We start from the raw sequence: 21,852 nt of genomic DNA, 5'->3' as shown, positions 1-21,852 counted from the left end.
CCTTGAGCAAGACGGTGGTCCACGTGCTTCGGCACGGCGAGGTGTACAACCCCGACCAGATCCTCTACGGCCGGCTGCCCGGTTTCCGGCTATCCGAGCTGGGTGTGCAGATGGCCAAGGCCGCCGCGCAGGGCCTGGCCGAGCGGGAGATCGTGCACGTGGTGGCCAGCCCGCTGGAGCGCGCCCAGCAGACAGCCGAGCCGATCGCCGCCCAGTTCGGGCTGCCGGTCGGGGTGGACGAGCGGCTGATTGAGAGCGCCAACTGGTTCGAGGGCAAGAAGGTCTCCCCGGGTGACGGGTCGTTCCGCGACCCGCGCAACTGGTGGGTGCTGCGCGACCCGGTGACCCCGTCCTGGGGTGAGGCGTACCGGGTGATCGCCGAGCGGATGTTCGCCGCTGTGCACGCCGCCCGGGTCGCCGCCGAGGGACGCGAGGCGGTGCTGGTGTCGCACCAGCTCCCGATCTGGACGTTGCGCCGTTACGTCGAGCGCAAGCGGCTCTGGCACGACCCGCGCAAGCGGCAGTGCGGGTTGGCCAGCCTCACCTCGTTCCACTTCGACGGCGCGAAGGTGGCGGGCATCGGCTACAGCGAGCCGGCCGCGCACCTGATCGCTCTCTCCGCGACCGCCCGGACGGCCAAGGGGGCCTGATGAACGCCCGGAGGTGGACCGCCGGTCTGCTCGCCACCGTCGCCGCTATGGCGCTGGTCGGCTGCACGTCGTCGAAGGCGCAGGAGAAGACCTGCACGACCACCACCGACGGGATCTTCGAGTGCGCACCGGACCAGCGCTCCGCGCCCCCGAAGGTCGCCGGTGAGCTGCTGCTCGGCGGCAGCTACGACGTCAGCGAGGCGCGCGGTCAGGTCGTGGTGGTCAACTTCTGGGGTTCCTGGTGCGCGCCCTGCCGCGCCGAGGCGGACGACCTGGAAGCCGTCTACCAGGCCACCAAGGGTTCCGGGGTGAACTTCCTCGGCATCAACGTCCAGGATTCGCGGGACAAGGCCAAGGCGTTCGAGAAGGGCCGGGTCACCTATCCGAGCCTGTTCGACCCGTCCAGCAAGACGGCACTCGCGCTGGACATCCCGCCGAACAGCGTGCCGGCGACGGTGGTGCTCGACCGGGACGGCCGGATCGCGGCGGTGATCCGGGCCGCCGTCAAGCAGGAGGGCCTGCAACCGATCGTCGAACGGGTCGCCGCCGAGAAACCGGCCCCGAACTGATGGGCGAGACCTTCCGGGAGTTGGCCCTCAGCGGGCCGCTGCTGCTCGCCATCGGCGCGGCGGCGCTCGCCGGCCTGGTCAGCTTCCTCTCCCCGTGCGTGCTTCCGCTCGTCCCCGGTTACCTGTCGTACGTGACCGGTCTGGCCGGCGCCGACCTGGAGGGCCGGCGGCCGGAGGCCGATCCCGCGCCGGCCAGCGGGGGTGTCGCGGTCAAGGAGCGGGTCGCGCGGGTCGGCGCGGTCAAGGGTCGGGTGCTCGCCGGGACGCTGCTCTTCATCGGCGGGTTCACAGTCGTCTTCGTGGCCACAGCGATCCTCTTCGCCAGCATCGGCCGGGTGTTCTTCGACTACGAGCGCGAGTTGCAGATCGGCGTCGGCGTGCTGATCATCGTGGCGGGGTTGAGCTACCTCGGGATGATCCCGGCCCTGCAACGGGAGTTCCGGATCTCCCGGTTGCCGTCGGCCGGGCTGCTCGGCGCACCGGTCTTCGGGGCGGTCTTCGCGCTCAGTTGGGTGCCCTGCACCGGCCCCACGCTCGGCGCGGTGATGGGCATGGCCACCGCCAGCGGCCAGAGCGACCGAGCCGTGGTGCTCGCCGTGGCGTACTGCCTCGGGTTGGGGATACCGTTCATCGTCTTCGGGCTGGGCTTCGAACGCCTGCTCGGGGTCTTCCGCGCCGTCCGGCGCAACAGCCGCTGGGTCACCCGGGTCGGCGGCGCCCTGCTCATCCTGATCGGTCTGGCCCTGGTCACCGGCGGATGGCAGAGCTTCGTGATCTGGCTGCAGACCACCGTCGGGGTGGGCGAGGTGAGCATCTGATGACGGTCGTCGACGACCGACCGGAGACCGCGGCGCCCGCGCCACGCCGCCGGCCGAACCGGCTGCTGGCCCTGCTGCGCAACTCGTGGCGGCAGCTCACCAGCATGCGTACGGCGCTGATCCTGCTCTTCCTGCTCGCGATCGCCGCCATCCCCGGCTCGGTGCTGCCACAGCGCGGGATCAGCCCGGAAAAGGTCAACGAGTACTTCGTCGACCACCCGGACTGGGCCCCCCGACTGGACCGGATCGGCGCGTTCGAGGTCTTCGGGTCGGTCTGGTTCTCCGCGATCTACCTGCTGCTGTTCACCTCCCTGATCGGCTGCATCACGCCCCGGCTGCGCGACCACGTCCGCACGCTGCGGTCCCGGCCGCCGGCCGCGCCGAAGCGGATGGCCCGGCTGCCGCAGCACACAGTGCTGCCCGCCCCGCCCGGTGGGGCGGCGGCGATCGCGGAGGCGCTGCGCAAGCGCCGCTGGCGCGTCGAGGTCCGCGGCGACGAGGTCTCCGCCGAGAAGGGCTACCTCAAGGAGACCGGCAACCTGCTGTTCCACACCTCGCTGATCGCGGTGCTGATCGGGGTGGCGCTCGGCTCCTGGTACGGCTGGAGCGGCAACCGGCTGCTGGTGGCCGGCGCTGACAACGCGTTCTGCAACACCCGCCAGCAGTACGCCGAGGCGAAGCTCGGCCCCCAGGTGAGCAGCGCCGACCTGCCCCGCTTCTGCCTGCGGCTGGACGACTTCGAGGCCCGGTTCCTGGCCTCCGGCCAGCCGGAGTTCTTCAACGCCACGGTCACCGTCGACGGCCCGGACGAGCCGACCCGTAGCGCCGACTTCTCGGTGAACGCGCCGCTGCGCCTGAACGACGCGAGCGTCTACCTGCTCGGCCACGGGTACGCCCCGGTGATCCGCTACACCGACCGGTTCGGCAACAGCCAGATCAGTGACGAGCCGTTCCTGACCACCGGCGACATGGGCCTGACCAGCGAGGGGCTGGCGGCCTTCCCGGACGCGAACGTCGACCCGGCGACCGGCCAGCGCGCACCGGATCAGCAGATGGCTTTCACCGGCATCTACCTGCCCACCGCGCCCGAGCAGGCGCCGTTCGTCCGCTCGGAGTACCCGACCGAGCGCAACCCCGCGCTGAACCTGGTCGCCTACCGGGGCAACCTCGGCCTGGACGCCGGCATCCCCGGCTCGGTCTACCAACTTGACCAGCGGCAGGTGCGAGCAGGCAAGGTCAAGGAGGTCGGCACCAAACTGCTCCGCAAGGGCGAGACCTGGAAGCTGGACGACGGCACGACAGTCGAGTTCCTGGGCACCGAGCGGTACGTCACCCTCTCCATCCGGCACGATCCCGGCTCGACGATGCTGCTGGTCAGCTGCGGCGTCCTGCTGGTCGGGCTGATGGGTTCGCTGTTCGGGAAGCGCCGCCGGGTGTTCTTCCGGGTGGTGCCGGCCGACCCCGGGGAAGGATCTCCGACGAGCGGTAGTAGCTTGATGGAGGTCGGTGGGTTGCCGCGTACCGACTATCCAGGGTTCGCCGACGAGTTCACCCAGCTGGTTGCCGCCGTCAGCGGTGCCGAACGGGCTGGTGATGGCGCTGACTCCGCTGAGCGGGCCGGCGTGCGAGAAGGAGCCGAGTGATGTCCGCACTCTCCGACAATCTGGTGACCTTCGCGATCCTGGCGTACCTGGTCGCGATGATCGGCCACGCCGTCGAGTACGCGCTGGGCAACGTGCGTACCCGTGTCGCCACGGCGGCTCCGGTGCGCGAGTTGGTCGGTGCCGGCGGCGGTGTCGTCCCGACGCCGCCCGCGCCGGTCCCGTCGCCGCCCACTGTCGACCGTTCCGCAGGGCGGGCCCGGCTGGCGGGCCTCTTCGGGGTGGGGTCCACCGCGGTCGCCGCCGTGCTGCACCTGGCGGCGCTGGTCACCCGTGGGCTCGCCGCGGACCGGATGCCCTGGGGCAACATGTACGAGTTCGTGCTCACGGTGACGTTCATCGGGGTGGCCGCCTGGTTGGTGGTGCTCTGGAAGCGACAGTCGCTGCGCAAGCTCGGGCTGTTCCTCACCCTGGTGATGGTGCTGCTGGTCGCCACCGCCGAGCTGGTGCTGTACGTGCCGATCGTGCCGCTGGTGCCGGCGCTGAACTCGTACTGGTTCATCATCCACGTCTCGACGATCGTCTTCGCTTCCGGCATCTTCCTGCTCGGCGTGGTGCCGGCGGTCGGCTTCCTGATGCGCAACGGGTACGAGCAGGGCAAGCGGAGCTTCCCGTACACCCTGGCCAAGCGGCTGCCCGGCGCAGCAGGCCTGGAGCGGCTGACCTTCGCGCTGCACGCCTTCGCGTTCCCGATCTTCACCTTCGCGGTGATCGCCGGTGCCATCTGGGCCGAGGCGGCCTGGGGTCGGCCGTGGGGCTGGGACCCGAAGGAGACCTGGGCGTTCATCTCCTGGGTGGTGTACGCCGGCTACCTGCACGCCCGCGCGACGCCCAGCGTGAAGCGCAACGTGGCCACCTGGATCGCGGTGCTCGGCTTCCTCACCATGCTCATGAACCTGTTCGGCGTGAACATCTTCTTCACCGGCCTGCACTCGTACGGCGGGCTGGACTGACCTGTTCGATGACGCGCGGGCCGGCCACGGAATCGTCCGTGACCGGCCCGCATTGTTCTCCGTGCCTCGGTCAGCTCACAGTGACCGGGGCGATGTCGTTGCTCGGGTCGTCGTCCACCCGGGGGTAGCGCTGAAACGGCTGGACCTCGCCGGGAGCCCCCGACAGGCTGTCGATCCGCAGGTCGAACCCGACCGCGTGAGTGGTGCCGGCGGGGAAGACCGACCCCGGTCCGTTGCAGTACCAGGTTGCCGGGACGGTCTCGGGCTCCTCCTCGTCACCGCTCAACCAGCAACCCGGCGGGGTGGCCAGCACGGTGACCCCGGCGGGTGGGGTGAAGAGGAAGGCCCCGACGCTCTCGCCGGAGATGCTGCCGTCTGGCACGCCCGGACCTGTGTTGCGCAGGCCGACGGTGACCCGCACGGTGTCACCGACGGCACCGGTGACGGCCGCGCCCGTCGCGACGATGTCGAAGGCGCCGTGCACCCCGCGCAGGTAGGTCTGGCCGTCGGCCCGGCTCGCCTCGACCGGGAGCACGTCGAGCGCAGTGCCCACCGGCCGTAGCCGCAGCGCCCGGTCGGCGTCGCGGCTCCTGAGCTTTACCCCGCTCGGGAGCGGCCCGGCACTGGCCAGCGGCTCTACGACCTGGGTGATCCGCTTGCTGCCGAGCGTCGCCGGGCTGACAGTGGTGGCGAGCCCACCCCGCAGCTCGTGGCGTTGGCCGGGCGCGAACGTGCCCCGAACTGTGCAGACCACCACCGTGGCGAGCGACTGGTTGGTGCCGTACCGGCAGTTGCGGTAGCTGGGCGGGACCAGGCCCACCGGGAAGCGGAACGTGAGTCGCAGGTCCACCGCCGGCTGGTCGCCGGCGTTGACCACTGACACCGGTACGGCGAGGTTGTCGCCCACCTCGACGCCGGTCAGGTGCTCGTCGACAGTGTCGAGCAGGTCGGGCCCGGAGCGCACGGTGACCGTCGCCTGCTGGGCGTACGCCTCGGTCTGCTCGCCGAGCGCCGTGTAGTCGAGGGTGCCGGTCGCGCCGTCGACCGCGCCGGGCGCGGGTCGGAACACCACCGGGATGGTGCCGGTGAGCGTGCCGAACTCCTCGATGGCTGTCGGCGGCATCGGGCAGGTCACCGAGGTGCCCTGGGTGACGCAGTAGTCGGGGAAGCCGGCGGTGGCTACCCCGGCCAGGCCGGTCAGGTCGATGGTCACCCGGGGCTGGCTGGCGCCGGTGCTGTTCAGGGTCAGCGGCACAGTGCGGCCGGGAGCACCGGGGCCGCCGACCGTGACGTCACCCAGCCAGCCGTCGACCCAGCCGGGGTCGTCCTGAGCCGCGGCCGGGCCAGCCGCCACGGCGACCCCTGCGGCGCCCACGACCAGCGCGGTCAGGCCGCGCAAGAGCCTGCCACGCGCAACGTGCACAGATCTCATGGATCTCCTTGAAGAGGGATGAGCCGATCGGAAGAAGCCGGGTTCGCAGCACCCCGACCCGACCGGCATCCATGATCTTAGAGATCACCTGTGACAGTTTTCGATCGGTCGACCAGGCCGCGATCTTCGTCCAAACCGGACCCGGTCGGTGTCCGCCGTGCCGGTCGCCAGGCCCGCAACGGCCGCTCGACCTGGACGGTGTCGGCCGTTGATCCACTCGGCTTTCAGGAACTGGGGGTGTCCTGCGCCCTGGGACGCCGCGTCTTCCTGAAACCGGAGTGGATCTTGTGGTGGCGGCTGCTGAGCCGGACGGTCAGGCCGGCTTGCGGCTCGCGTTACCGCGATATGCGCGTCACGGCATGACACAGTGTCAGGCGCTCGCTACCGTGCGGCAGATGGGTCGGATGACCCAGCAATCGCAACGGAAGGTGGGGCGCAGTGACCACAGTGGTGTCCACGGCGGCGCTGATCCGGGAGCAGCTCCGGCGGTCCCGGCTCGCGGCCGGGCTGACCCAGGAGGAGTACGGCAAACGCGCGCACTACTCGCCGTCCATGGTGTCGGCCGTCGAGCTGGGGCACACGGCGCCCAACGAGGCGTACCTGACCCGGGCCGACGAGGTGCTCGACACTGGCGGCCTGCTGACCTCGCTTCGCGACCTGGGTCGGCGCGACGGCGAGCCGGTCTGGTTCCGCCCCTGGCTGGAGGTCGAACGGGTCGCCACCCAGCTGCGCTGCTTCGGCGCGACGATGGTTCCCGGGCTGCTGCAGACCGCCGACTACGCCCGTGCGGTGTTCCGGCTCGACCTCGGGCTGACCGCCGACCGGGTGGAGGAGTTGGTGGCGGCCCGGCTGGAGCGGCAGACGATCCTCGACCGGGAGCACCCGCCGCAGCTCACCGCCGTGATCGACGAGGCAGCGCTGCAGCGCTTCGCGGAGGGCTGCGCCGGGGTGCTGGCCGAGCAGCTCCGGCACCTGGTGGCGTGCGCCCGTCGCCCGCACATCAGGGTGCACGTGCTGCCGCAGGGCGTGGGCCTGCACGCCGGCCTCTTCGGGCCGTTCATCCTCGGCCGCACCGCCGACGGCAGTTGGCTCGGCTTCCTCGACAACCAGACCGGTGGCACCGCAGTGGACGACATCTTCGAGGTGGCGACCCTGCTCGGAAGGTGGGAGAGTCTGCGCAGTGACGCGCTGCCCCGGCAGCAGTCGATCGACCTGCTCGAGGAGATCGTGAAGCCATGGATCTGACCGGAGCCCGCTGGCACAAGTCCACCCGGAGCGGCAACGATGCCGGCGCGTGCGTCGAGGTCGCCGACAACCTGCCCGACCGGGTGCACGTCCGCGATTCCAAGGACCGCGACGGCGGCCTGCTGACCTTCAGCCCGGCCGCGTGGCGGGCCTTCGTCGAGCTGGCCCGCACCCGCTGACCGCGCGCTGAACCGGGCAACCGCAGGCTGCACCGCATCCGGCACGGGTCGCCCGGCAACCGCCACCTCGGCGAAATGACGTCGATCCGGTCCACGACTCGCCACCGGCTCATGCCTGCGCAGCAACTGGGGTCAGCCGCCGAACCAGCCGGGCACGTCGAGTCGGAACCAGTTGGCCGAGGCCATTGTGCCGAGGTCGTCTTCCATGGCGGTGACCCGTTCCGGGCCGAGCGTGTCCGCCCACTGTGCACGCAGCCGGTCGAAGATCTCAGCTGAGCGGCGTAGCCCGCCGGCGCCGCGCGGGGTCACCCGGACCAGCCGGCGTCGGGCGTCGGAGGGGTCGTCGACCCGCTCCAGGTAGCCGACGGCCACCAACCGGTCGACGGTCTTGCCGGCGGCCTGTTTGGAGATGCCCAGCCGTTGGCCCAGCTCCGTGGCGGTGGTGCCGTCCGCCCCAACGGCCTGGAGCACGAACCCGTGCAGCGGTCGCAGCTCCGGATGCCCCTCCCGGGCCAGCTCGGCGTGCAGGTCGTCGATCAGCGTCCGGAAGCCGGCCAGGAGCAGCAGCGGTAGCGCGAAGCCTGGGCGCGCGGGATCAGCGGTTGCCATGTTCGACAACCACGTTTACTATTTCGTCAACCACGTTGACCATCTTACGTCCCCCGATCCAAGCTCTGGAAAGTAGGCAGCCATGCCCGTCTTCACCACCCACACCGCCGAGACCGCGCCCGCCGCCGCCCGACGAGCAATCGACGGCGTAAGCGGCCGGTTCGGCTGGCTGCCCACCCCGGTGGCCCTGATGGCCGACTCACCGCAGTTGCTCACCGGCTTTCTCACCGCCAACGCGGGCTTCGAGCAGACCGATCTCACGCCGTTGGAGCGGGAGGTGGTCGTCCTCGCCGTCGCCACGACCAACGAGTGCCACGTCTGCGTTGCCCTGCACACCGGCACGCTCACCCGACTCGGCGCGACCCCCGAGCTGATCACCGCCCTGCGTGCCGGCTCGGTGCTGCCCGACCCGCGTCTGGAGGCGCTGCGCCGGTTCACGCTGGCCGTGCTCGACCACCGGGGCGCAGTGCCGGACGACGAGCTGGACGACTTCCTGGCCGCCGGCTACCAGCCCCGGCACGCGCTGGACGTGGTGCTCGGGGTCGGCGCGTACACCATGTCCACCTTCGCCAACCGGCTCACCCGGGCACCGCTCGACCCGCCGCTGGCCGCCCACGCCTGGACGCCCGCCGCCGCCTGACCGGGGGCGCCGGACAGCCGCTGTTCAGGACGCCCCGAGGAAGTCCCGCAGCAGGGCGAGCATCTCGTCGGGGCGCTCCTCGTACAGCCAGTGCCCGCAGTCCTCGATCACCTCGCCGCGGACCGTGTCGGCGTACCGGCGAACCTGCTCGGCGACCTGCCCGCCGAGGCTGGCCGCCGCCCCGACAGCCAGCACCGGCATCGTCAATTTCGTGCCCCGGTACGCCGCGTTGTCCGCGATGTCCTGCTCGAACGCCCGGAAGTAGGCGAAGCTGGCCCGCAGATGCGCTGGGTCGCGCAGATGGCTGGCGAACTCCTCGACGTCGGGCGCGGCGATGCTGCCCTTGCGCACCATCAGCGCGTCGGTGAACTTGTCCACCCAGAGCGACTCCCGTCCGTTGACCAGCGCCTCCGGCAGCCCGTTGCCGAGGGAGAAGTAGCCGAAGTTCCACACCCCGGGCCCGGCCGAGGTGAGCGCGGGGAACGTGTAGATGCTCTCGTCGGGGATCGGCGCCTCGCTGAGCACCAGCCGACTCACCCGCTGCGGATGGGCGGCGGCGTACGCGTACGCCACCATGGTCCCCAGGTCGTGCCCGACCAGCCGGAGGTCACCGACCAGGCCAAGCTGATCGAGTAGTCCGTGCAGGTCGGCGGCGACCGTCTTCTTGTCGTACCCGCCGTCCGGGGCGTCACTGCCCCCGAAGCCGCGCAGGTCGGGTGCGACCACGTCGAAGGAGCGCCCCAACTCGGGCAGCAGGTGCCGCCACATGTACCAACACTGCGGATACCCGTGCAGCAGCACCAGTGGCGGGCCGGCACCCCCACGGACGTAGTTCATGCTGATCTGGCCGACCCGAGCCCGTTGCTCGGTGAACCCCGCTGGAACCCGTTCCGCGCCCATCGCCGCCTCCGCCCGCCGCCCCGCCCTCTGCCGCCCGCCCGGCTACCCGCTCAAGCGCCCGCCATGCCCCGAGGTGCGGCCCATGAGCGGTGATCCACTCGCCTTCCTTGAAGTCGCGGTGTTCGGCGGCCTGGGACACCGCGGTTTCCTGAAAGCCGAGTCGATCTAGACGCGCCGTCCGCCGTCCGCTGCCCGCTGCCCGCCGTCCGCTGCCCGCCGCCCGCCGTCCGCCGTCCGCCGCCCCGGGCGGCCGTCGCGGACAGGGGGCGATCGCGAGCGTCACAGCACCCGGCTTGGGCCGTGCGGGAGCCGGTGCGGGAGACTGGGCGACATGGCGGCTCGTGGCTTCCCGTACACCGATCTCAAGGACTTCATCGCGGCGCTGGAGCGCGCGGGGGAGTTGCGCCGGATCGACGTCCCGGTCGATCCGACCCTGGAGATCAGCGAGGTGGTCACCCGCACGGTGCGGGCCGGCGGCCCGGCGCTGCTCTTCGAGCGTCCGACCCGGGGCGAGATGCCGGTGGCGATCAACCTGTTCGGCACCGAGAAGCGGATGGCGATGGCCCTCGGCGTCGACTCGCTGGACGAGGTCGGTGCCCGGATCGGCGCGATGATCAAGCCGGAGCTGCCGGTCGGCTGGTCGGGCATCCGGGAGGGCCTCGGCAAGGTCATGCAGCTCAAGTCGCTGCCGCCGCGCAAGGTGAAGACCGCCCCCTGCCAGGAGGTCGTCTACCGGGGTGAGGACGTCGACCTCAACCGGCTGCCGGGGTTGCAGGTCTGGCCCGACGACGGCGGGATCTTCCACAACTACGGGCTGACCCACACCAAGCACCCGGAGACCGGCAAGCGCAACCTCGGCCTGTACCGACTCCAGCAGCACGGCCGCAACACCCTGGGCATGCACTGGCAGATCCACAAGGACTCGACGGCGCACCACGCGGTCGCCGAGCGGCTCGGGCAGCGCCTGCCGGTAGCGGTCGCGATCGGCTGCGACCCGGTCGTCTCGTACGCGGCCAGCGCGCCGCTGCCCAGCGACATCGACGAGTACCTGTTCGCCGGGTTCCTGCGCGGCGAGCGGGTGGAGATGGTCGACTGCCTCACAGTGCCGTTGCAGGTGCCGGCGAACGCGCAGATCGTGCTGGAGGGCTACCTGGAGCCGGGTGAGCGGCTGCCCGAGGGGCCGTTCGGCGACCACACCGGCTTCTACACGCCGGTCGAGCCGTTCCCCGTGCTGCACATCGAGGCGATGACCATGCAGCGCAAGCCGGTCTACCACTCGATCGTCACCTCGAAGCCGCCGCAGGAGGACCACGGCCTCGGCAAGGCCACCGAGCGGATCTTCCAGCCGCTGCTCAAGCTGATGATCCCGGACATCGTCGACTACGACCTGCCGGCCGCCGGCGTCTTCCACAACTGCGCGATCGTCTCGATCCGCAAGCGCTACCCGAAGCACGCGCAGAAGGTGATGAACGCGATCTGGGGCGCGCACCTGATGTCACTGACCAAGCTGATCGTGATCGTCGACGGGGACTGCGACGTGCACGACTACAACGAGGTCGCCTTCCGGGCCTTCGGCAACGTCGACTACGCCCGCGACCTGCTCCTCACCGAGGGTCCGGTGGACCACCTCGACCACTCGTCGTACCAGCAGTTCTGGGGCGGTAAGGCTGGAGTCGACGCGACCCGCAAGCTGCCCACCGAGGGTTACACCCGCGGTTGGCCGGAGGAAATGAGCATGAGCCCGGAAGTCACGGCCCTGGTCGACAAGCGCTGGAAGGAGTACGGGATCTGATGGCCGTCATCGACGCACCGACGGCGAAGCCGGGCCGGACCAAGTCCTTCCTGAAGCTCGTCGCCGTCGAGCACTCCGTGTTCGCGCTGCCGTTCGCGTTCCTCTCCGCGCTGGCCGCGATGCAGGGCTCCGGCGGGCGGGTACGGTGGCTCGACCTGCTGCTGATCACTGTTGCGATGGTCGGGGCGCGGACGTTCGCGATGGCCGCCAATCGGATCCTCGACCGCAAGATCGACGCGCGGAACCCGCGTACCGCCGGTCGGGAACTGGTCACCGGAGCGGTGAGCGTGCGGACGGCCTGGACCGGCGCGGCCGTCGCGCTTGTGGTCTTCCTCGTCGCTGCCGCCCTGCTCAACCCGCTCTGCCTGGTGCTCGCGCCGCTCGCCGTGGTGCCGTTGGTCGTCTACCCCTACGCCAAGCGGTTCACCAACTGGCCGCACGCCATCCTCGGGATCGCCCAGGCGGTCGGCCCGGTCGGCGCCTGGCTGGCGGTCACCGGCACCCTGGACGGCTCCGGACCGGCCTGGCTGCTCGGCGCGGCCGTGGGGCTGTGGATCGGCGGCTTCGACCTGATCTACGCCTGCCAGGACTCCGAGATCGACAGGGAGATCGGCGTGCACAGCGTGCCCGCCCGGTACGGTCGGCGCTTCGCGCTGCACGCCTCCACCGTCGCGCACGTGGTGACCTTCGCCCTGTTCATCTGGTTCGGTGCGCTGATCGGTCTCGGTTGGCTCTGGTGGATCGGGCTGGCGCTGACCGCTGTGGCGTTCGCCTACCAGCACCTGGTGGTCACCCCGACCGACCTCAGCAAAGTCAACCGGGCGTTCTTCACCGCAAACGGGTTCGTCGGCATCGCGCTGTTCCTCTTCGCACTGCTCGACCTGGTGGTCCGGCTCGGCCTACGGCCCTGAGGCTGGGTGGTCCGGCTCGGCCTACGGCCCTGAGGCTGGCGGGGTGGTGCTGACCGGGTAGCGGGCACTCTCGAAGGTCCAGTCGATGGTCCCGCGCACGGCGTTCGCGATCCCGTCGAGATGGTCGGCGACCGCCTCGTCCAACGCCGGGCCGAACGACGGCACCGCGGCGCGCAACGCGACGAAGCGCCGCATCGCCTCCCGCCAGTGCTCGGCCGCCCGTTCGACCGCCTCCGCCTCCGGCACGCCCAGTTCGGCCTCGATGGCGAGGACCAGGTTGTGCCCGCCGGCGGTCACCCGGTCCCGTTCCAGGGAGGCCAGGTCGTTGTACCAGGAGAGCAGGTCGTTGCCGGTGCGGGCGATCTGACGCAGCAGCGGGTGGTGGTAGACCGGGTCGGGCAGTGGCCGGCCGCTGACGAACTCCACAAGCGGGTACGACACCTCCGCCGCCGAGGTCGACCGACGCAGCTCGACGTACTCGTCCACGCCGGGACGGCGGCCGGCCTCCTTGTTGACGGCCTCCTGCCAGGTGCCGTCGAGGTGTCGGGCCACCGCGTCGGCGAAACGGTGCCGCCACCGGGCCGGCATCCGGCGGCGCGGCTCCCGCCAGGCCAGCACCAGCAGTCGCCGCAGCGGGCCGGTCAGCCCGGTCTGCCGCAGCCGGGTGCCGTCGTGCAGCAGTGCCACTGTGCCGTTGCGCAGCGCCCGGATCTGCTCCGGCGTCAACCGACTCGGCCCGTCGCAGGCGTCGTCCACCAGGAAGAACCAGGTGAACAGTGCAGCCAGCGCCCGCAGGTCGGCTTCGGTCGCCGCCGGGTAGAGCCGCGCGGCGTACCGGGCGAAGGCGCCCCGGGACAGCCGGTGCAGCGCGGCGTCGTCCAGTGGAAGGCCCAGCTCGGGCAGCAGACCGAGCAGCCAGTCCTGCACACGATCGGCGTGTGGTGGTGGAAGCCGGGGCGGGATCGGGCATTCGCCACGCAGCGCGCGGAGGATCTCGCCGGTCGTCACCGATGCCTCCTCCTCGAGATGGTTCCGGTGCGAATCGCCAGCGGCAGCATGTCAGGTCGGTGGGATGCGCAGGTACCCCGTCCGACATGTCGGACTGGACCAACCCCGGGGGTGCCCACCAGCGGACCAGCCGGACCAGGCAGGCTGGGGGCATGCGGGAACCATGGGTGGTCGGGGTCTCCGGTGCCTCCGGTACGCCGTACGCGGCGGCTGTGATCGGCGGACTGCTCGACGCGGGCGAGCCGGTGGACCTGATCGTGTCCCGGGCGGCACGACTCACAGTGCTCGACGAGACCGGCCGACCCTTCCGTGACGGGCACTGGGCCGAGGACCTCGCCGCCTGGCTGGACCGGGACCTGACCACGGCGGATGTGCGGCACTGGCCGGCCGGCGACCTGGCCGCAGGGCCGAGCAGCGGCTCCTACCGGGTACGCGGGATGGCGGTGGTCCCGGCCAGCACGGCCGCCTGCGCGGGCATCGCGATCGGGCTCTCCAAGGACCTGTTGCAGCGTGCCGCCGAGGTAAACCTCAAGGAACGCCGTCCCGTGGTGCTGGTCCCCCGGGAGACACCGGTGACCCGCAGCCACCTGGAGCACCTCATCGCCCTGCACGACGCGGGCGCGGTGGTGCTGCCGGCCAGCCCCGGCTTCTACGGTGCCGGCGCGGCGGCCAGCGCGCAGCAGCTGGTCGACTTCGTGGCCGGCAAGGTGCTGGACGCGCTCGGCGTCCCGCACACCCTGTTCCGGCGATGGTCCGGCCAGCTTGGCGCAGCCCGAAGCTGAGCCGTCCCGCTCGTGCTGAGTCGTCCGCTCGCGCTGGGCACCGTTGTGCTGCTCAGAACGAGCGGTGCTGCCGCCCGGCTGTTGGCCGAAGCGGGACGCGGACCGGACTGGTGTCCGGTCCGCGTGGCGTTGTCCGCACCAGTTCAGTACATGCCGGCGTTGGCCGGACCCGGCCCCGTGGATGCCGCCGGCCCCACGTTGCGCGGTTTACCGACCTCATCCACCTCGTCCAGCATGCCCTCCCCCTCAAGCAGGGCTCGCACCTCGGATTCCCGAAACCGGCGATGCCCGCCTGGAGTCCGGATGCTTCCTATCCGGCCGGCCGCCGCCCATCTCGTCACAGTTTTCGGGTCTACCCGAAACAGCGCGGCGACCTCACCCGGTGTCAGCAGGCGATCTCCAGTGTCCACAGCCCCCTCCTCGCGTCGACGAAGCCCCCGGCTGAACACACTGCCCCCGGCTGGTGCGTAGCCCAGAGCCGTCATGAGGGACGTATGGCAATTACAGCACCAGGGACATGGCCTGTCCGCCCAAACGCGAAAAATGCACTGAGTGGGGAGTTAGTAATGTTACTGGTGCTACCTCTGCCCTGACCGGCGGTTTATGAACAGTGACTCACCGCTCAGTCCAACGGGTGCCGAAGGCCGCACGTTACGTGTGAACGGTTAAGGTCACTCTCTGTGGATGCCATCGACCTGAGCCTCGTCGACCTGCTGCGCGGCAACGCCCGCCTCTCGTACGCCGAGTTGGCCCGACAGGTGGGCCTCTCGGCCCCGGCCGTGCACGAGCGGGTCGGCAAGCTGGAGAGCAGCGGCGTGGTCCGGGGCTACCGCGCGGACGTGGCCCCGGAGTCGATCGGGTTGGGTGTCACCGCGTTGATCGGCATCGTCGAGGACTCCGGTGCCGACAGCGACGACATGCTCGAGTCGCTGCGGGTGCTGCCCGAGATCGAGTCGTGCTACTTCATGGCCGGCGTGGAGTCGTTCCTGCTCAAGGCGCGGGTCGGCACGATCGCCGAGCTGGAGCAGCTGATCGTGCGGTTGAACCGGACTCCGGGGGTGGCCTCCACCCGTACCGCCATCGCGCTCTCCACCAAGTGGGAGAACCGACCCCAGCCGGTCGGCCCGCCCGCGGCCTGACCGCCGCGTACCCCTGGTGTCGCACCGGCGGCCGGCGGTAGCGTGCGCCGATGATCCAGCCGGCGCGTCCCGTGGCCGTGGTGACCGGCGCTGCCGGCGGCCTGGGCCGCGCCATCGCCACCGCGCTGCACACCGACGGTTGGTCGGTGCTGCTCACCGACCTCGACCCGGTGGCGGTGCAGAGCGCAGCGGCGCCGCTCGGCGGCTGGTCGGCCGCCCTGGACGTCCGGGACGAGGACGCCTGCGCCGCCATCGCGGCGACCGCCGCAGGCCGGGGCGACCTCGCCCTCTGGGTCAACAACGCCGGCATCCTGGTCACCGGGGCGTCGTGGGAGCACGACGCCGCGACCCGCCGTCGGGTGCTCGACGTGAACACCCACGGTGCCATGAACGGCACCCTCGCCGCGCTGACCGTGATGCGCGGGCAGGGCCACGGCCACGTGCTCAACGTCGTCTCGTTGGCCGGGCTGGTCGCCGCGCCGGGCGAGACGGTGTACGCGGCCAGCAAGCACGCCCTGCTGGCGTTCAGCCTCGGCACCCTGTCCGACCTGCGGATGGCCGGGTACCGGCGGGTGCACGTCTCCTGTCTCTGCCCGGACGGCATCTGGACCCCGATGCTGCACGACCGGCTGGACGACCCGGGGGCGGTGGCCTCGTTCACCGGATCGATGCTGACCGCGCAGCAGGTGGCGGCCCGGGCGGTCCGGCTGGCCCGCCGGCCACGTCCAGTGGTCAGCCTGCCCCGCTGGCGGGGAGCGCAGGTGCGCCTGTTGGACGCCCTGCCCAGGTTGGCCGTCGCACTCACCCCGCTCGTCCGAGCCGCCGGCCGCGCCGGTCAGCGCCGCCAACGCCGCAGGTCAACGCCGCCGGACCGGCGCTGACCACAGCTGGCCCGCTTGCTAGGTTTCCGAGCGTGACTCATCTCGACCGGTGCGACGAATCCAGCCGAACCTGGGTGACCGAGGCGATCGCCGCCGTCGAGGCAGACGCGAACCGGTCCGCCGACACCCACCTGCTGCCGTTCCCGCTGCCCCGGGAATGGGGGATCGACCTCTACCTGAAGGACGAGTCGTCACACCCCACCGGCTCGCTGAAGCACCGGCTGGCCCGCTCACTGTTCCTCTACGGGCTCTGTAACGGCTGGATCGGACCCCGCACCACTATCGTCGAGGCGTCGTCGGGTTCCACGGCGGTCTCCGAGGCGTACTTCGCCCGGATGCTGGGCCTGCCGTTCATCGCCGTGATGCCCGCCTCCACCTCGCCCGAGAAGATCACGCAGATCGAGTTCCAGGGCGGCCGGTGCCACCTGGTGGACGACCCGGCGAGCGTGGTGGTCGAGGCCCGCTGGCTCGCTGAGGACTCCGGCGGGCACTTCATGGACCAGTTCACCTACGCCGAGCGGGCGACCGACTGGCGGGGTAACAACAACATCGCCGAGTCGATCTACGCGCAGTTGGAGTTGGAGCGGCACCCGATCCCCGCCTGGGTCGTGGTGGGCGCCGGCACCGGGGGCACCAGCGCGACCATCGGCCGCTACGCCCGGTACCGCCGGCTCGCCACCAAACTCTGCGTCGTCGACCCGGAGAACTCGGCGTTCTACCCTGCCTGGCTGGCCGCCGACTGGTCGGTACGCACCGGGAAGGGCTCCCGCATCGAGGGGATCGGCCGGCCCACCGTGGAGGCGTCGTTCCTGCCCTCGGTGGTGGACCGGATGGTCCAGGTGCCGGACGCGGCGTCCCTGGCCGCCATGCGCGCCGGATCGGCGCTGCTCGGCCGCCGGGTGGGCGGGTCCACCGGCACCAACCTGTGGGGCGCGTTCGGCCTGATCGCCGAGATGCTCGCCGAGCGTCGGACCGGCTCGGTGGTCACCCTGATCTGCGACCCGGGCGACCGGTACGCCGACACGTACTACGCCGACGACTGGGTGGCCGCACAGGGCCTCGACCTCACCCCGCACCTGGCCACCATCGACCGCTTCCTGGCCAGCGGAGCCTGGCCCTCCTGAACCGGTCAGCGGGTCCGGGTCCGTCTGAGGCCGATCGACCGGCCCTGACCCGCCGGTGTGCTGATCAGCGCGGGTCGATCCGTTCGGCCAGCCCCGGGTAACGCACCACGTAGCCGCTGTCGTCCAGATCGATGTCGGCCGTGAAGGTGCCGCTGGCGAAGCGCACCCGACCCGGCCCGAGCCCGGTGTAGATCTGCTCGGCCGGCACCACCTCCAAGCCGGGCAGCAGCACCCAGGCAACGGTGATCCGGTGTGCCACATCGGCCGGCTCGGCCGCCATCCGAAGCCGGTGCACCGGCAGGGTGTTGAACAGCGGCGAACCGCTCAGGTCGACGTCGAGCGCATCGGCCAGCCGGTCCGGGTCGTCCGTACCCGGCAGACCGGCCCGGCGATGACCGGCCGCGACCAGGGCCGCGTCCAGGTTGCCCTGCTCGGCGGTGGTCACCCGCCAGCGGCCGGCGGCCCGCTCCAGGGTCACCCGGCGCAGCCAGCCGAGACCCTCGGCCTCGACCTCGACCCGGGTGGTGGCCCAGTCCGGCGTGGTGGTCAGTTGGTAGCGGGCGGTCCACGGGATCGGGTCCACGGCGAGCAGAGTGCCCCGGGCCGCCAACCCGTGGCCGTCGTCGAGCAGGACCTGCTCGCTGCCGGCGGTGTCAGTCCGGGACCAGAAGATTGACTTCGGCATGGTCGGCATGAGCCGGACGTTACGCGACCTGCTCCGTATCGGCAGCGCATGCGCGAACGCCGCCGCGAAGCCTGGGCTTCACGACGGCGTTCGGTGGATCAATCAGTGGGTACGCGCTGCCGGTCGCCCGCCGAAACCGCGCCGATCGTCACGCGGGCGGTCCTCGCGGGGCCGGTCGTCGCGGGGCCGGTCGTCCCGGACCCGGCTCTCCGGGCGGAACCCACCCCGAGCCTCCCGGTCGCCGAAGCGCCGCTCGCCGGTCGGTCGGTCGCCCCGACCGTCCCGGTCACCGAACTGCGGCCGGTCGCCGTACCCCCGGGTGTCCCGATCGGCGTAACGACGCTCGCCCTGCGGGCGGTCGCCGTAGCTCCGGTCGCCCTGCGGGCGGTCGCCGTAGCTCCGGTCGCCCTGCGGGCGGTCGCCGTAGCTCCGGTCGCCCTGCGGGCGGTCGCTGTGCTGCCGGTCGCCGAAGCGCCGCTCACCCTGCGGGCGGTCGCTGTAGCTCCGGTCGCCCTGCGGCCGGTCGCCGAAGCGGCGGTCGCCGGTGGGCCGGTCGCCGTAGCGGCGCTCGCCCTGCGGGCGGTCGCTGTAGCTCCGGTCGCCCTGCGGCCGGTCGCCGAAGCGGCGCTCGCCGGTGGGCCGGTCGCCGTAGCGCCGGTCGCCCTGCGGGCGGTCGCCGAAGCGGCGGTCGCCGGTGGGCCGGTCGCCGAAGCGCCGGTCGCCCTGCGGACGGTCGCCGTAGCGGCGCTCGCCTCCCGTGCGGTCACCGAACCGGCGCGGGCCGCCGGAGCGGTCGCCGTAGCCCCGGGGCTCGGCCTCGACGCGGACCGGGACGCCACTGGGCTCGCGGGCGCCGACCAGCTCGGCCAACGCCGCGTCCCCGACCCGGACCCGGGTCTCGGCCGGCGCGACGCCGGCCTTCTCCATCATCGCCAGGGTGGTACGGCGCTGCTTGGGCAGCACCAGCGTGGCGACCGCGCCCGACTCACCGGCCCGGGCGGTACGCCCCGCGCGGTGCAGGTAGTCCTTGGGGTCCTTCGGCGGGTCGACGTGCAGCACCAGGGTGACCCCGTCGACGTGGATGCCTCGCGCCGCCACGTCCGTGGCGACCAGCACGTTCATCCGGCCCTCACGGAACTCGGCGAGCGTCTTGGTGCGCATCCGCTGGGTCTTGCCGCCGTGCAGCCCACCGGCGCGTACGCCGACGGCCGCGAGCTGCTCGACCAGCCGGTCCACCCCGAGCTGGGTACGGGCGAAGACCATGGTCCGGCCATCCCGGGCGGCGATCGAGGCCGCCACCGGGAACTTCTCGTGCGGCGGGATCAACAGCATGTGGTGGTCCATGGTGGACACCGAGGCGGTGGACGGCGCCGTGGAGTGGGTGACCGGGTCGGTCATGAACCGCTTGACCAACGCGTCGACGTCACCGTCCAGGGTGGCCGAGAAGAGCAGCCGCTGACCGTTCGCGGGCGTCTTCGCCAGCAGGTCGGTCACCTCGGGCAGGAAGCCCATGTCGGCCATCTGGTCGGCCTCGTCGAGCACCGTGACCTCGACGTCGTCGAGCTGGCAGATGCCCCGCTCGATGAGGTCGCCGAGCCGGCCCGGGGTGGCCACGATGATCTCCACGCCGCGGCGCAGCGCGTCGATCTGACGGTCGTACGGAACGCCGCCGACGGCGGTCTTGAGGAAGATGCCGACGGACTTGCCCAGCGGCACCAGGGCGTCGTTGACCTGCATGGCCAGCTCGCGGGTGGGCACCAGGACCAGGGCGCGCGGACGCATCGGCCGGGCCCGGTTGCGGTTGGCCAGCCGGGCGATCATCGGCAGCCCGAAGGCGAGTGTCTTGCCCGAACCGGTCTGCCCGCGGCCCAGCACGTCGCGGCCGGCGAGCGCGTCCGGAACGGTGGCCCGCTGGATCTCGAACGGGCTGGTGATGCCCTGCTGCGCCAGCGCGCGGACCAGCGGCTCGGGCAGGCCCAGGGCGGCGAAGCTCATCGGTTCGGTGGTCTCGGTCGGCTCGGCCTGCGCGGTCGCCACCGGCGCGGTGCCGGCCTCGCTCGGGGCAACGTCGAGCTGCTCCCGGGCGGCGTCGGCCGCCGGGACTGAGTTGAAAACGGACGTAACGGTGCTGGGGTCAGCAGAGGTGGTCAACAAAAACCTTTCGAGCGGGGCGCATCTTCGCGATGGCCTGCCGCGGCTGTACCGCCGGATCGCCCGCAAGATCGCCCAGGGGCGCACACCACGCGCGCCGGGTCAGTGATCTCAGCCAGTGTACGGCGGTCTGGCGAAGCCGCCAGCCGGTTGACCGACCGTAGTGGGCGGACTCACCATCGCTGGCGCTCGCTGGCTCACCCGTTGAGCACGCTGCCCACCAAACCGTCCAGGGCGTCACCAGCCAGCAGAACGACCATGACACTGATCGCCACCAGCAGCCCCAGAGCGGCGGCCAGCACGATCATCACCCGGGTGTTCCTGGACTGCTCGGCCGGCGTGTCGGACCAGCCCTGGGCCAGGATGTGCCCGGTCAGCGAGCCGGAGGTCTCCACCGCGTTGGCGGGTATCGCGACAGTGGTGAAGCCGGCGCCCTCGCCGTTGCCGTAGACGGTGCCGGCCAGGTCGGTGCGACTGTCGTGCCGCCCACCACGGGCGCCGGCAGCGTCCCGTCCGGCGGAACCAGCCGGTGGGCCGCTCGGTGACGCGGTCACCCGGGAGTTTCCGCTGTTGCCGGTCGACGAAGCGGCCCCGGCGGTGGACGGTGGCCAGCTCGGCAGCGCTGGTGCGGGCACCACCGGCGGCGCGGAGGCGGCTGCCCCGGCCCATCCGGCACCGGACGTCGGGCGGGTCGCCCCACCGGGGGACGGCCACCCGGCCGGTGGTGCGGAGACCGGAGCGCTGGCCCGTACGCCGGGCGTGTCGGTCATCGCCGGCGGCGGCGGAAACGGCGGTGCCGGCATCGGGCCGGGCGGGGCCGGTGGTGCCGGCACCGGCGGACCGGGTGGCGGCAGCGGCGGGCTCGGGACGGGTGGCGTCGGCGGGCCGGGCATGGGCGGCACCGGCGAGGGCGGTGGGGTGGGCGGGCCGGGAACGGGCGGCACCGGATCGGGCGGCGGCGTGGGTCGAGGACCCGGCGTCGGCACCGGACCGGGCGGGTACGGACCCGGGGCCGGCGCGGGCTCCGGTTCCGGTGGCGACGGCTCGGTCGGCCCGGGGCCGGGTGGCGTGGGGTCGGGCTCCGGAGTCGACGGCGTCGAGGGCGGGGCCGGCTCGGCACCCACCGGCGCGGCTCGATACACCGCGGGTGCGCTCTCGCGACGGTCCGGGGTGCCCAGGGCGCTGGCGGTGCCCCGGCTGCTGCTCGGAACCGTGGCGCTGGCCCGGGCTGGCGCGGAGGAGTCGCTTCGCTGGCCCGGCAACGACACGTCGGCTGGGCTGGCCGAGCCGGTCACACGGTAGGTGGTCGCGGTGACCGGAGCGCTGGCCGGCAGGTCACTGCGGAGAGCACCGGCGGTCACGACGCTGGCACGTGCGCGTACCGGTGCGGCCGCCGGGCTCTGGCGCTCGTCGCCGTCGGCGGACGCGTCGTCATCGGCCTCGGTCGAGGCGTCCGCGACGACCGCCGCCGTGCCACTGCCGACCGTGGCACTGCCGACCGTGGCACTGCCGACCGGGCCGCTGACAGCCGGGGCGGCGTCGCTGTCATCGGATCCGACATCCGCCGAGCTGGTGTCGCTGCCTGTCGAGCTGGTGGCGGCCGGGCTGGCGTCGTTGGCGGCCACCGGGTCGGCGGTGTCCGGCCCTGGCGGGCCGGCCTGGTCGACCACAGGGTCGACAGTCTCCGCCGGATCTCTCTGCTCGGCCATTTCCGCCCTCCGCG

The 21,852-nt window shown here is 71.9% G+C and carries 22 protein-coding genes; 14 read left to right on the top strand and 8 right to left on the bottom strand.

Annotated elements, in window-relative coordinates:
* The first annotated feature begins 2 nt into the window (after positions 1 to 2).
* From FB453_RS32600 to ccsB, 5 genes are read left to right on the top strand one after another with little or no spacing between them, the layout of a single operon-like run.
* Positions 3 to 650, top strand: coding sequence for a histidine phosphatase family protein (locus FB453_RS32600; RefSeq protein WP_091395739.1), 648 nt, complete (start codon positions 3 to 5; stop codon positions 648 to 650).
* Positions 650 to 1,219: a TlpA family protein disulfide reductase gene (locus FB453_RS32595; protein ID WP_112586364.1), complete on the top strand. Its 570-nt coding sequence runs from the start codon at positions 650 to 652 to the stop codon at positions 1,217 to 1,219. The genes FB453_RS32600 and FB453_RS32595 overlap by 1 nt, the downstream gene beginning before the upstream one ends.
* Positions 1,219 to 2,037 carry a cytochrome c biogenesis CcdA family protein gene (locus tag FB453_RS32590; RefSeq protein ID WP_112603229.1) on the top strand — a complete coding sequence of 273 codons (819 nt, stop codon included), beginning with the start codon at positions 1,219 to 1,221 and terminating at the stop codon, positions 2,035 to 2,037. Before FB453_RS32595 ends, FB453_RS32590 begins: the two co-directional genes overlap by 1 nt.
* Positions 2,037 to 3,680 (top strand): cytochrome c biogenesis protein ResB, encoded by a 1,644-nt coding sequence (gene resB / locus FB453_RS32585; protein ID WP_112603227.1) that lies wholly within the window; start codon positions 2,037 to 2,039, stop codon positions 3,678 to 3,680. Before FB453_RS32590 ends, resB begins: the two co-directional genes overlap by 1 nt.
* Positions 3,680 to 4,651 carry a c-type cytochrome biogenesis protein CcsB gene (gene ccsB, locus FB453_RS32580; protein ID WP_145796411.1) on the top strand — a complete coding sequence of 324 codons (972 nt, stop codon included), beginning with the start codon at positions 3,680 to 3,682 and terminating at the stop codon, positions 4,649 to 4,651. Before resB ends, ccsB begins: the two co-directional genes overlap by 1 nt.
* Before the next feature lie 70 nt (positions 4,652 to 4,721).
* Here ccsB and FB453_RS32575 read toward each other — a convergent pair whose 3' ends face one another.
* The gene (locus tag FB453_RS32575) at positions 4,722 to 6,083 is read right to left on the bottom strand and encodes a hypothetical protein (protein ID WP_145796409.1); all 1,362 of its coding nucleotides are present in this window, start codon (positions 6,081 to 6,083) and stop codon (positions 4,722 to 4,724) included.
* Positions 6,084 to 6,521: 438 nt separating this feature from the next.
* On the opposite strand from FB453_RS32575, the gene FB453_RS32570 reads away from it, so the two are divergent.
* Positions 6,522 to 7,328, top strand: coding sequence for a Scr1 family TA system antitoxin-like transcriptional regulator (locus tag FB453_RS32570; protein ID WP_145796407.1), 807 nt, complete (start codon positions 6,522 to 6,524; stop codon positions 7,326 to 7,328).
* Positions 7,325 to 7,507, top strand: a complete 183-nt coding sequence (locus FB453_RS32565; protein ID WP_145796468.1) for a DUF397 domain-containing protein — start codon at positions 7,325 to 7,327, stop codon at positions 7,505 to 7,507. The genes FB453_RS32570 and FB453_RS32565 overlap by 4 nt, the downstream gene beginning before the upstream one ends.
* Before the next feature lie 132 nt (positions 7,508 to 7,639).
* Here the strand turns inward: FB453_RS32565 and FB453_RS32560 are convergent, their stop codons facing one another.
* On the bottom strand, positions 7,640 to 8,116 hold the full coding sequence (locus FB453_RS32560) for a MarR family winged helix-turn-helix transcriptional regulator (protein WP_145796404.1): 477 nt from the start codon (positions 8,114 to 8,116) through the stop codon (positions 7,640 to 7,642).
* Between the two features lie 82 nt (positions 8,117 to 8,198).
* Between FB453_RS32560 and FB453_RS32555 the strand changes: the two genes are divergently transcribed.
* On the top strand, positions 8,199 to 8,756 hold the full coding sequence (locus FB453_RS32555; protein ID WP_145796402.1) for a carboxymuconolactone decarboxylase family protein: 558 nt from the start codon (positions 8,199 to 8,201) through the stop codon (positions 8,754 to 8,756).
* Positions 8,757 to 8,780: 24 nt separating this feature from the next.
* On the opposite strand, the gene FB453_RS32550 is transcribed toward FB453_RS32555, so the two are convergent.
* Positions 8,781 to 9,656, bottom strand: a complete 876-nt coding sequence (locus FB453_RS32550; RefSeq protein ID WP_112586381.1) for an alpha/beta fold hydrolase — start codon at positions 9,654 to 9,656, stop codon at positions 8,781 to 8,783.
* A 331-nt stretch (positions 9,657 to 9,987) separates the two neighbouring features.
* Between FB453_RS32550 and FB453_RS32545 the strand changes: the two genes are divergently transcribed.
* Both FB453_RS32545 and mqnP read left to right on the top strand, forming a co-directional pair.
* Entirely contained in the window at positions 9,988 to 11,448 is a 1,461-nt protein-coding gene (locus FB453_RS32545) for a menaquinone biosynthesis decarboxylase (RefSeq protein WP_145796399.1), read from the top strand.
* Complete coding sequence (gene mqnP / locus FB453_RS32540; protein WP_112620893.1) at positions 11,448 to 12,359, top strand: menaquinone biosynthesis prenyltransferase MqnP; 912 nt, start codon at positions 11,448 to 11,450, stop codon at positions 12,357 to 12,359. The genes FB453_RS32545 and mqnP overlap by 1 nt, the downstream gene beginning before the upstream one ends.
* A gap of 21 nt (positions 12,360 to 12,380) precedes the next feature.
* On the opposite strand, the gene FB453_RS32535 is transcribed toward mqnP, so the two are convergent.
* Positions 12,381 to 13,367 (bottom strand): terpene synthase family protein, encoded by a 987-nt coding sequence (locus tag FB453_RS32535; protein WP_112698813.1) that lies wholly within the window; start codon positions 13,365 to 13,367, stop codon positions 12,381 to 12,383.
* 152 nt (positions 13,368 to 13,519) lie between these two features.
* Here FB453_RS32535 and FB453_RS32530 point away from each other — a divergent pair, with 152 nt between their 5' ends.
* Complete coding sequence (locus tag FB453_RS32530) at positions 13,520 to 14,149, top strand: UbiX family flavin prenyltransferase (RefSeq protein ID WP_091395700.1); 630 nt, start codon at positions 13,520 to 13,522, stop codon at positions 14,147 to 14,149.
* A 143-nt stretch (positions 14,150 to 14,292) separates the two neighbouring features.
* Here the strand turns inward: FB453_RS32530 and FB453_RS32525 are convergent, their stop codons facing one another.
* A complete protein-coding gene (locus FB453_RS32525) occupies positions 14,293 to 14,559 on the bottom strand; it encodes a BldC family transcriptional regulator (protein WP_007454516.1) in 267 nt (88 codons plus the stop codon).
* 270 nt (positions 14,560 to 14,829) lie between these two features.
* On the opposite strand from FB453_RS32525, the gene FB453_RS32520 reads away from it, so the two are divergent.
* Genes FB453_RS32520 through cds1 form a run of 3 tightly spaced genes read left to right on the top strand, consistent with a single transcriptional unit; the run spans position 14,830 to position 17,293 of the window.
* Positions 14,830 to 15,288, top strand: coding sequence for an Lrp/AsnC family transcriptional regulator (locus tag FB453_RS32520; protein ID WP_091395696.1), 459 nt, complete (start codon positions 14,830 to 14,832; stop codon positions 15,286 to 15,288).
* Positions 15,289 to 15,338: 50 nt separating this feature from the next.
* Positions 15,339 to 16,169, top strand: coding sequence for an SDR family NAD(P)-dependent oxidoreductase (locus FB453_RS32515; protein WP_145796397.1), 831 nt, complete (start codon positions 15,339 to 15,341; stop codon positions 16,167 to 16,169).
* Positions 16,170 to 16,201: 32 nt separating this feature from the next.
* Positions 16,202 to 17,293: an L-cysteine desulfhydrase Cds1 gene (gene cds1, locus FB453_RS32510; protein WP_145796395.1), complete on the top strand. Its 1,092-nt coding sequence runs from the start codon at positions 16,202 to 16,204 to the stop codon at positions 17,291 to 17,293.
* A 64-nt stretch (positions 17,294 to 17,357) separates the two neighbouring features.
* Here the strand turns inward: cds1 and FB453_RS32505 are convergent, their stop codons facing one another.
* The 3 genes from FB453_RS32505 to FB453_RS35245 all read right to left on the bottom strand — a co-directional run bounded on the left by FB453_RS32505 (position 17,358) and on the right by FB453_RS35245 (position 21,838).
* A complete protein-coding gene (locus tag FB453_RS32505; protein WP_486480570.1) occupies positions 17,358 to 17,987 on the bottom strand; it encodes a putative glycolipid-binding domain-containing protein in 630 nt (209 codons plus the stop codon).
* 93 nt (positions 17,988 to 18,080) lie between these two features.
* On the bottom strand, positions 18,081 to 20,129 hold the full coding sequence (locus FB453_RS32500; RefSeq protein WP_486480569.1) for a DEAD/DEAH box helicase: 2,049 nt from the start codon (positions 20,127 to 20,129) through the stop codon (positions 18,081 to 18,083).
* A gap of 197 nt (positions 20,130 to 20,326) precedes the next feature.
* Entirely contained in the window at positions 20,327 to 21,838 is a 1,512-nt protein-coding gene (locus FB453_RS35245) for a hypothetical protein (protein WP_145796393.1), read from the bottom strand.
* Between the last annotated feature and the right edge of the window lie 14 nt (positions 21,839 to 21,852).

The sequence above is a fragment of the Micromonospora sp. CNZ322 genome (assembly GCF_007827755.1).
The sequence above is the reverse complement of the archived record's forward strand: the minus strand, read 5'-3'. Positions and strand labels throughout refer to the sequence as shown.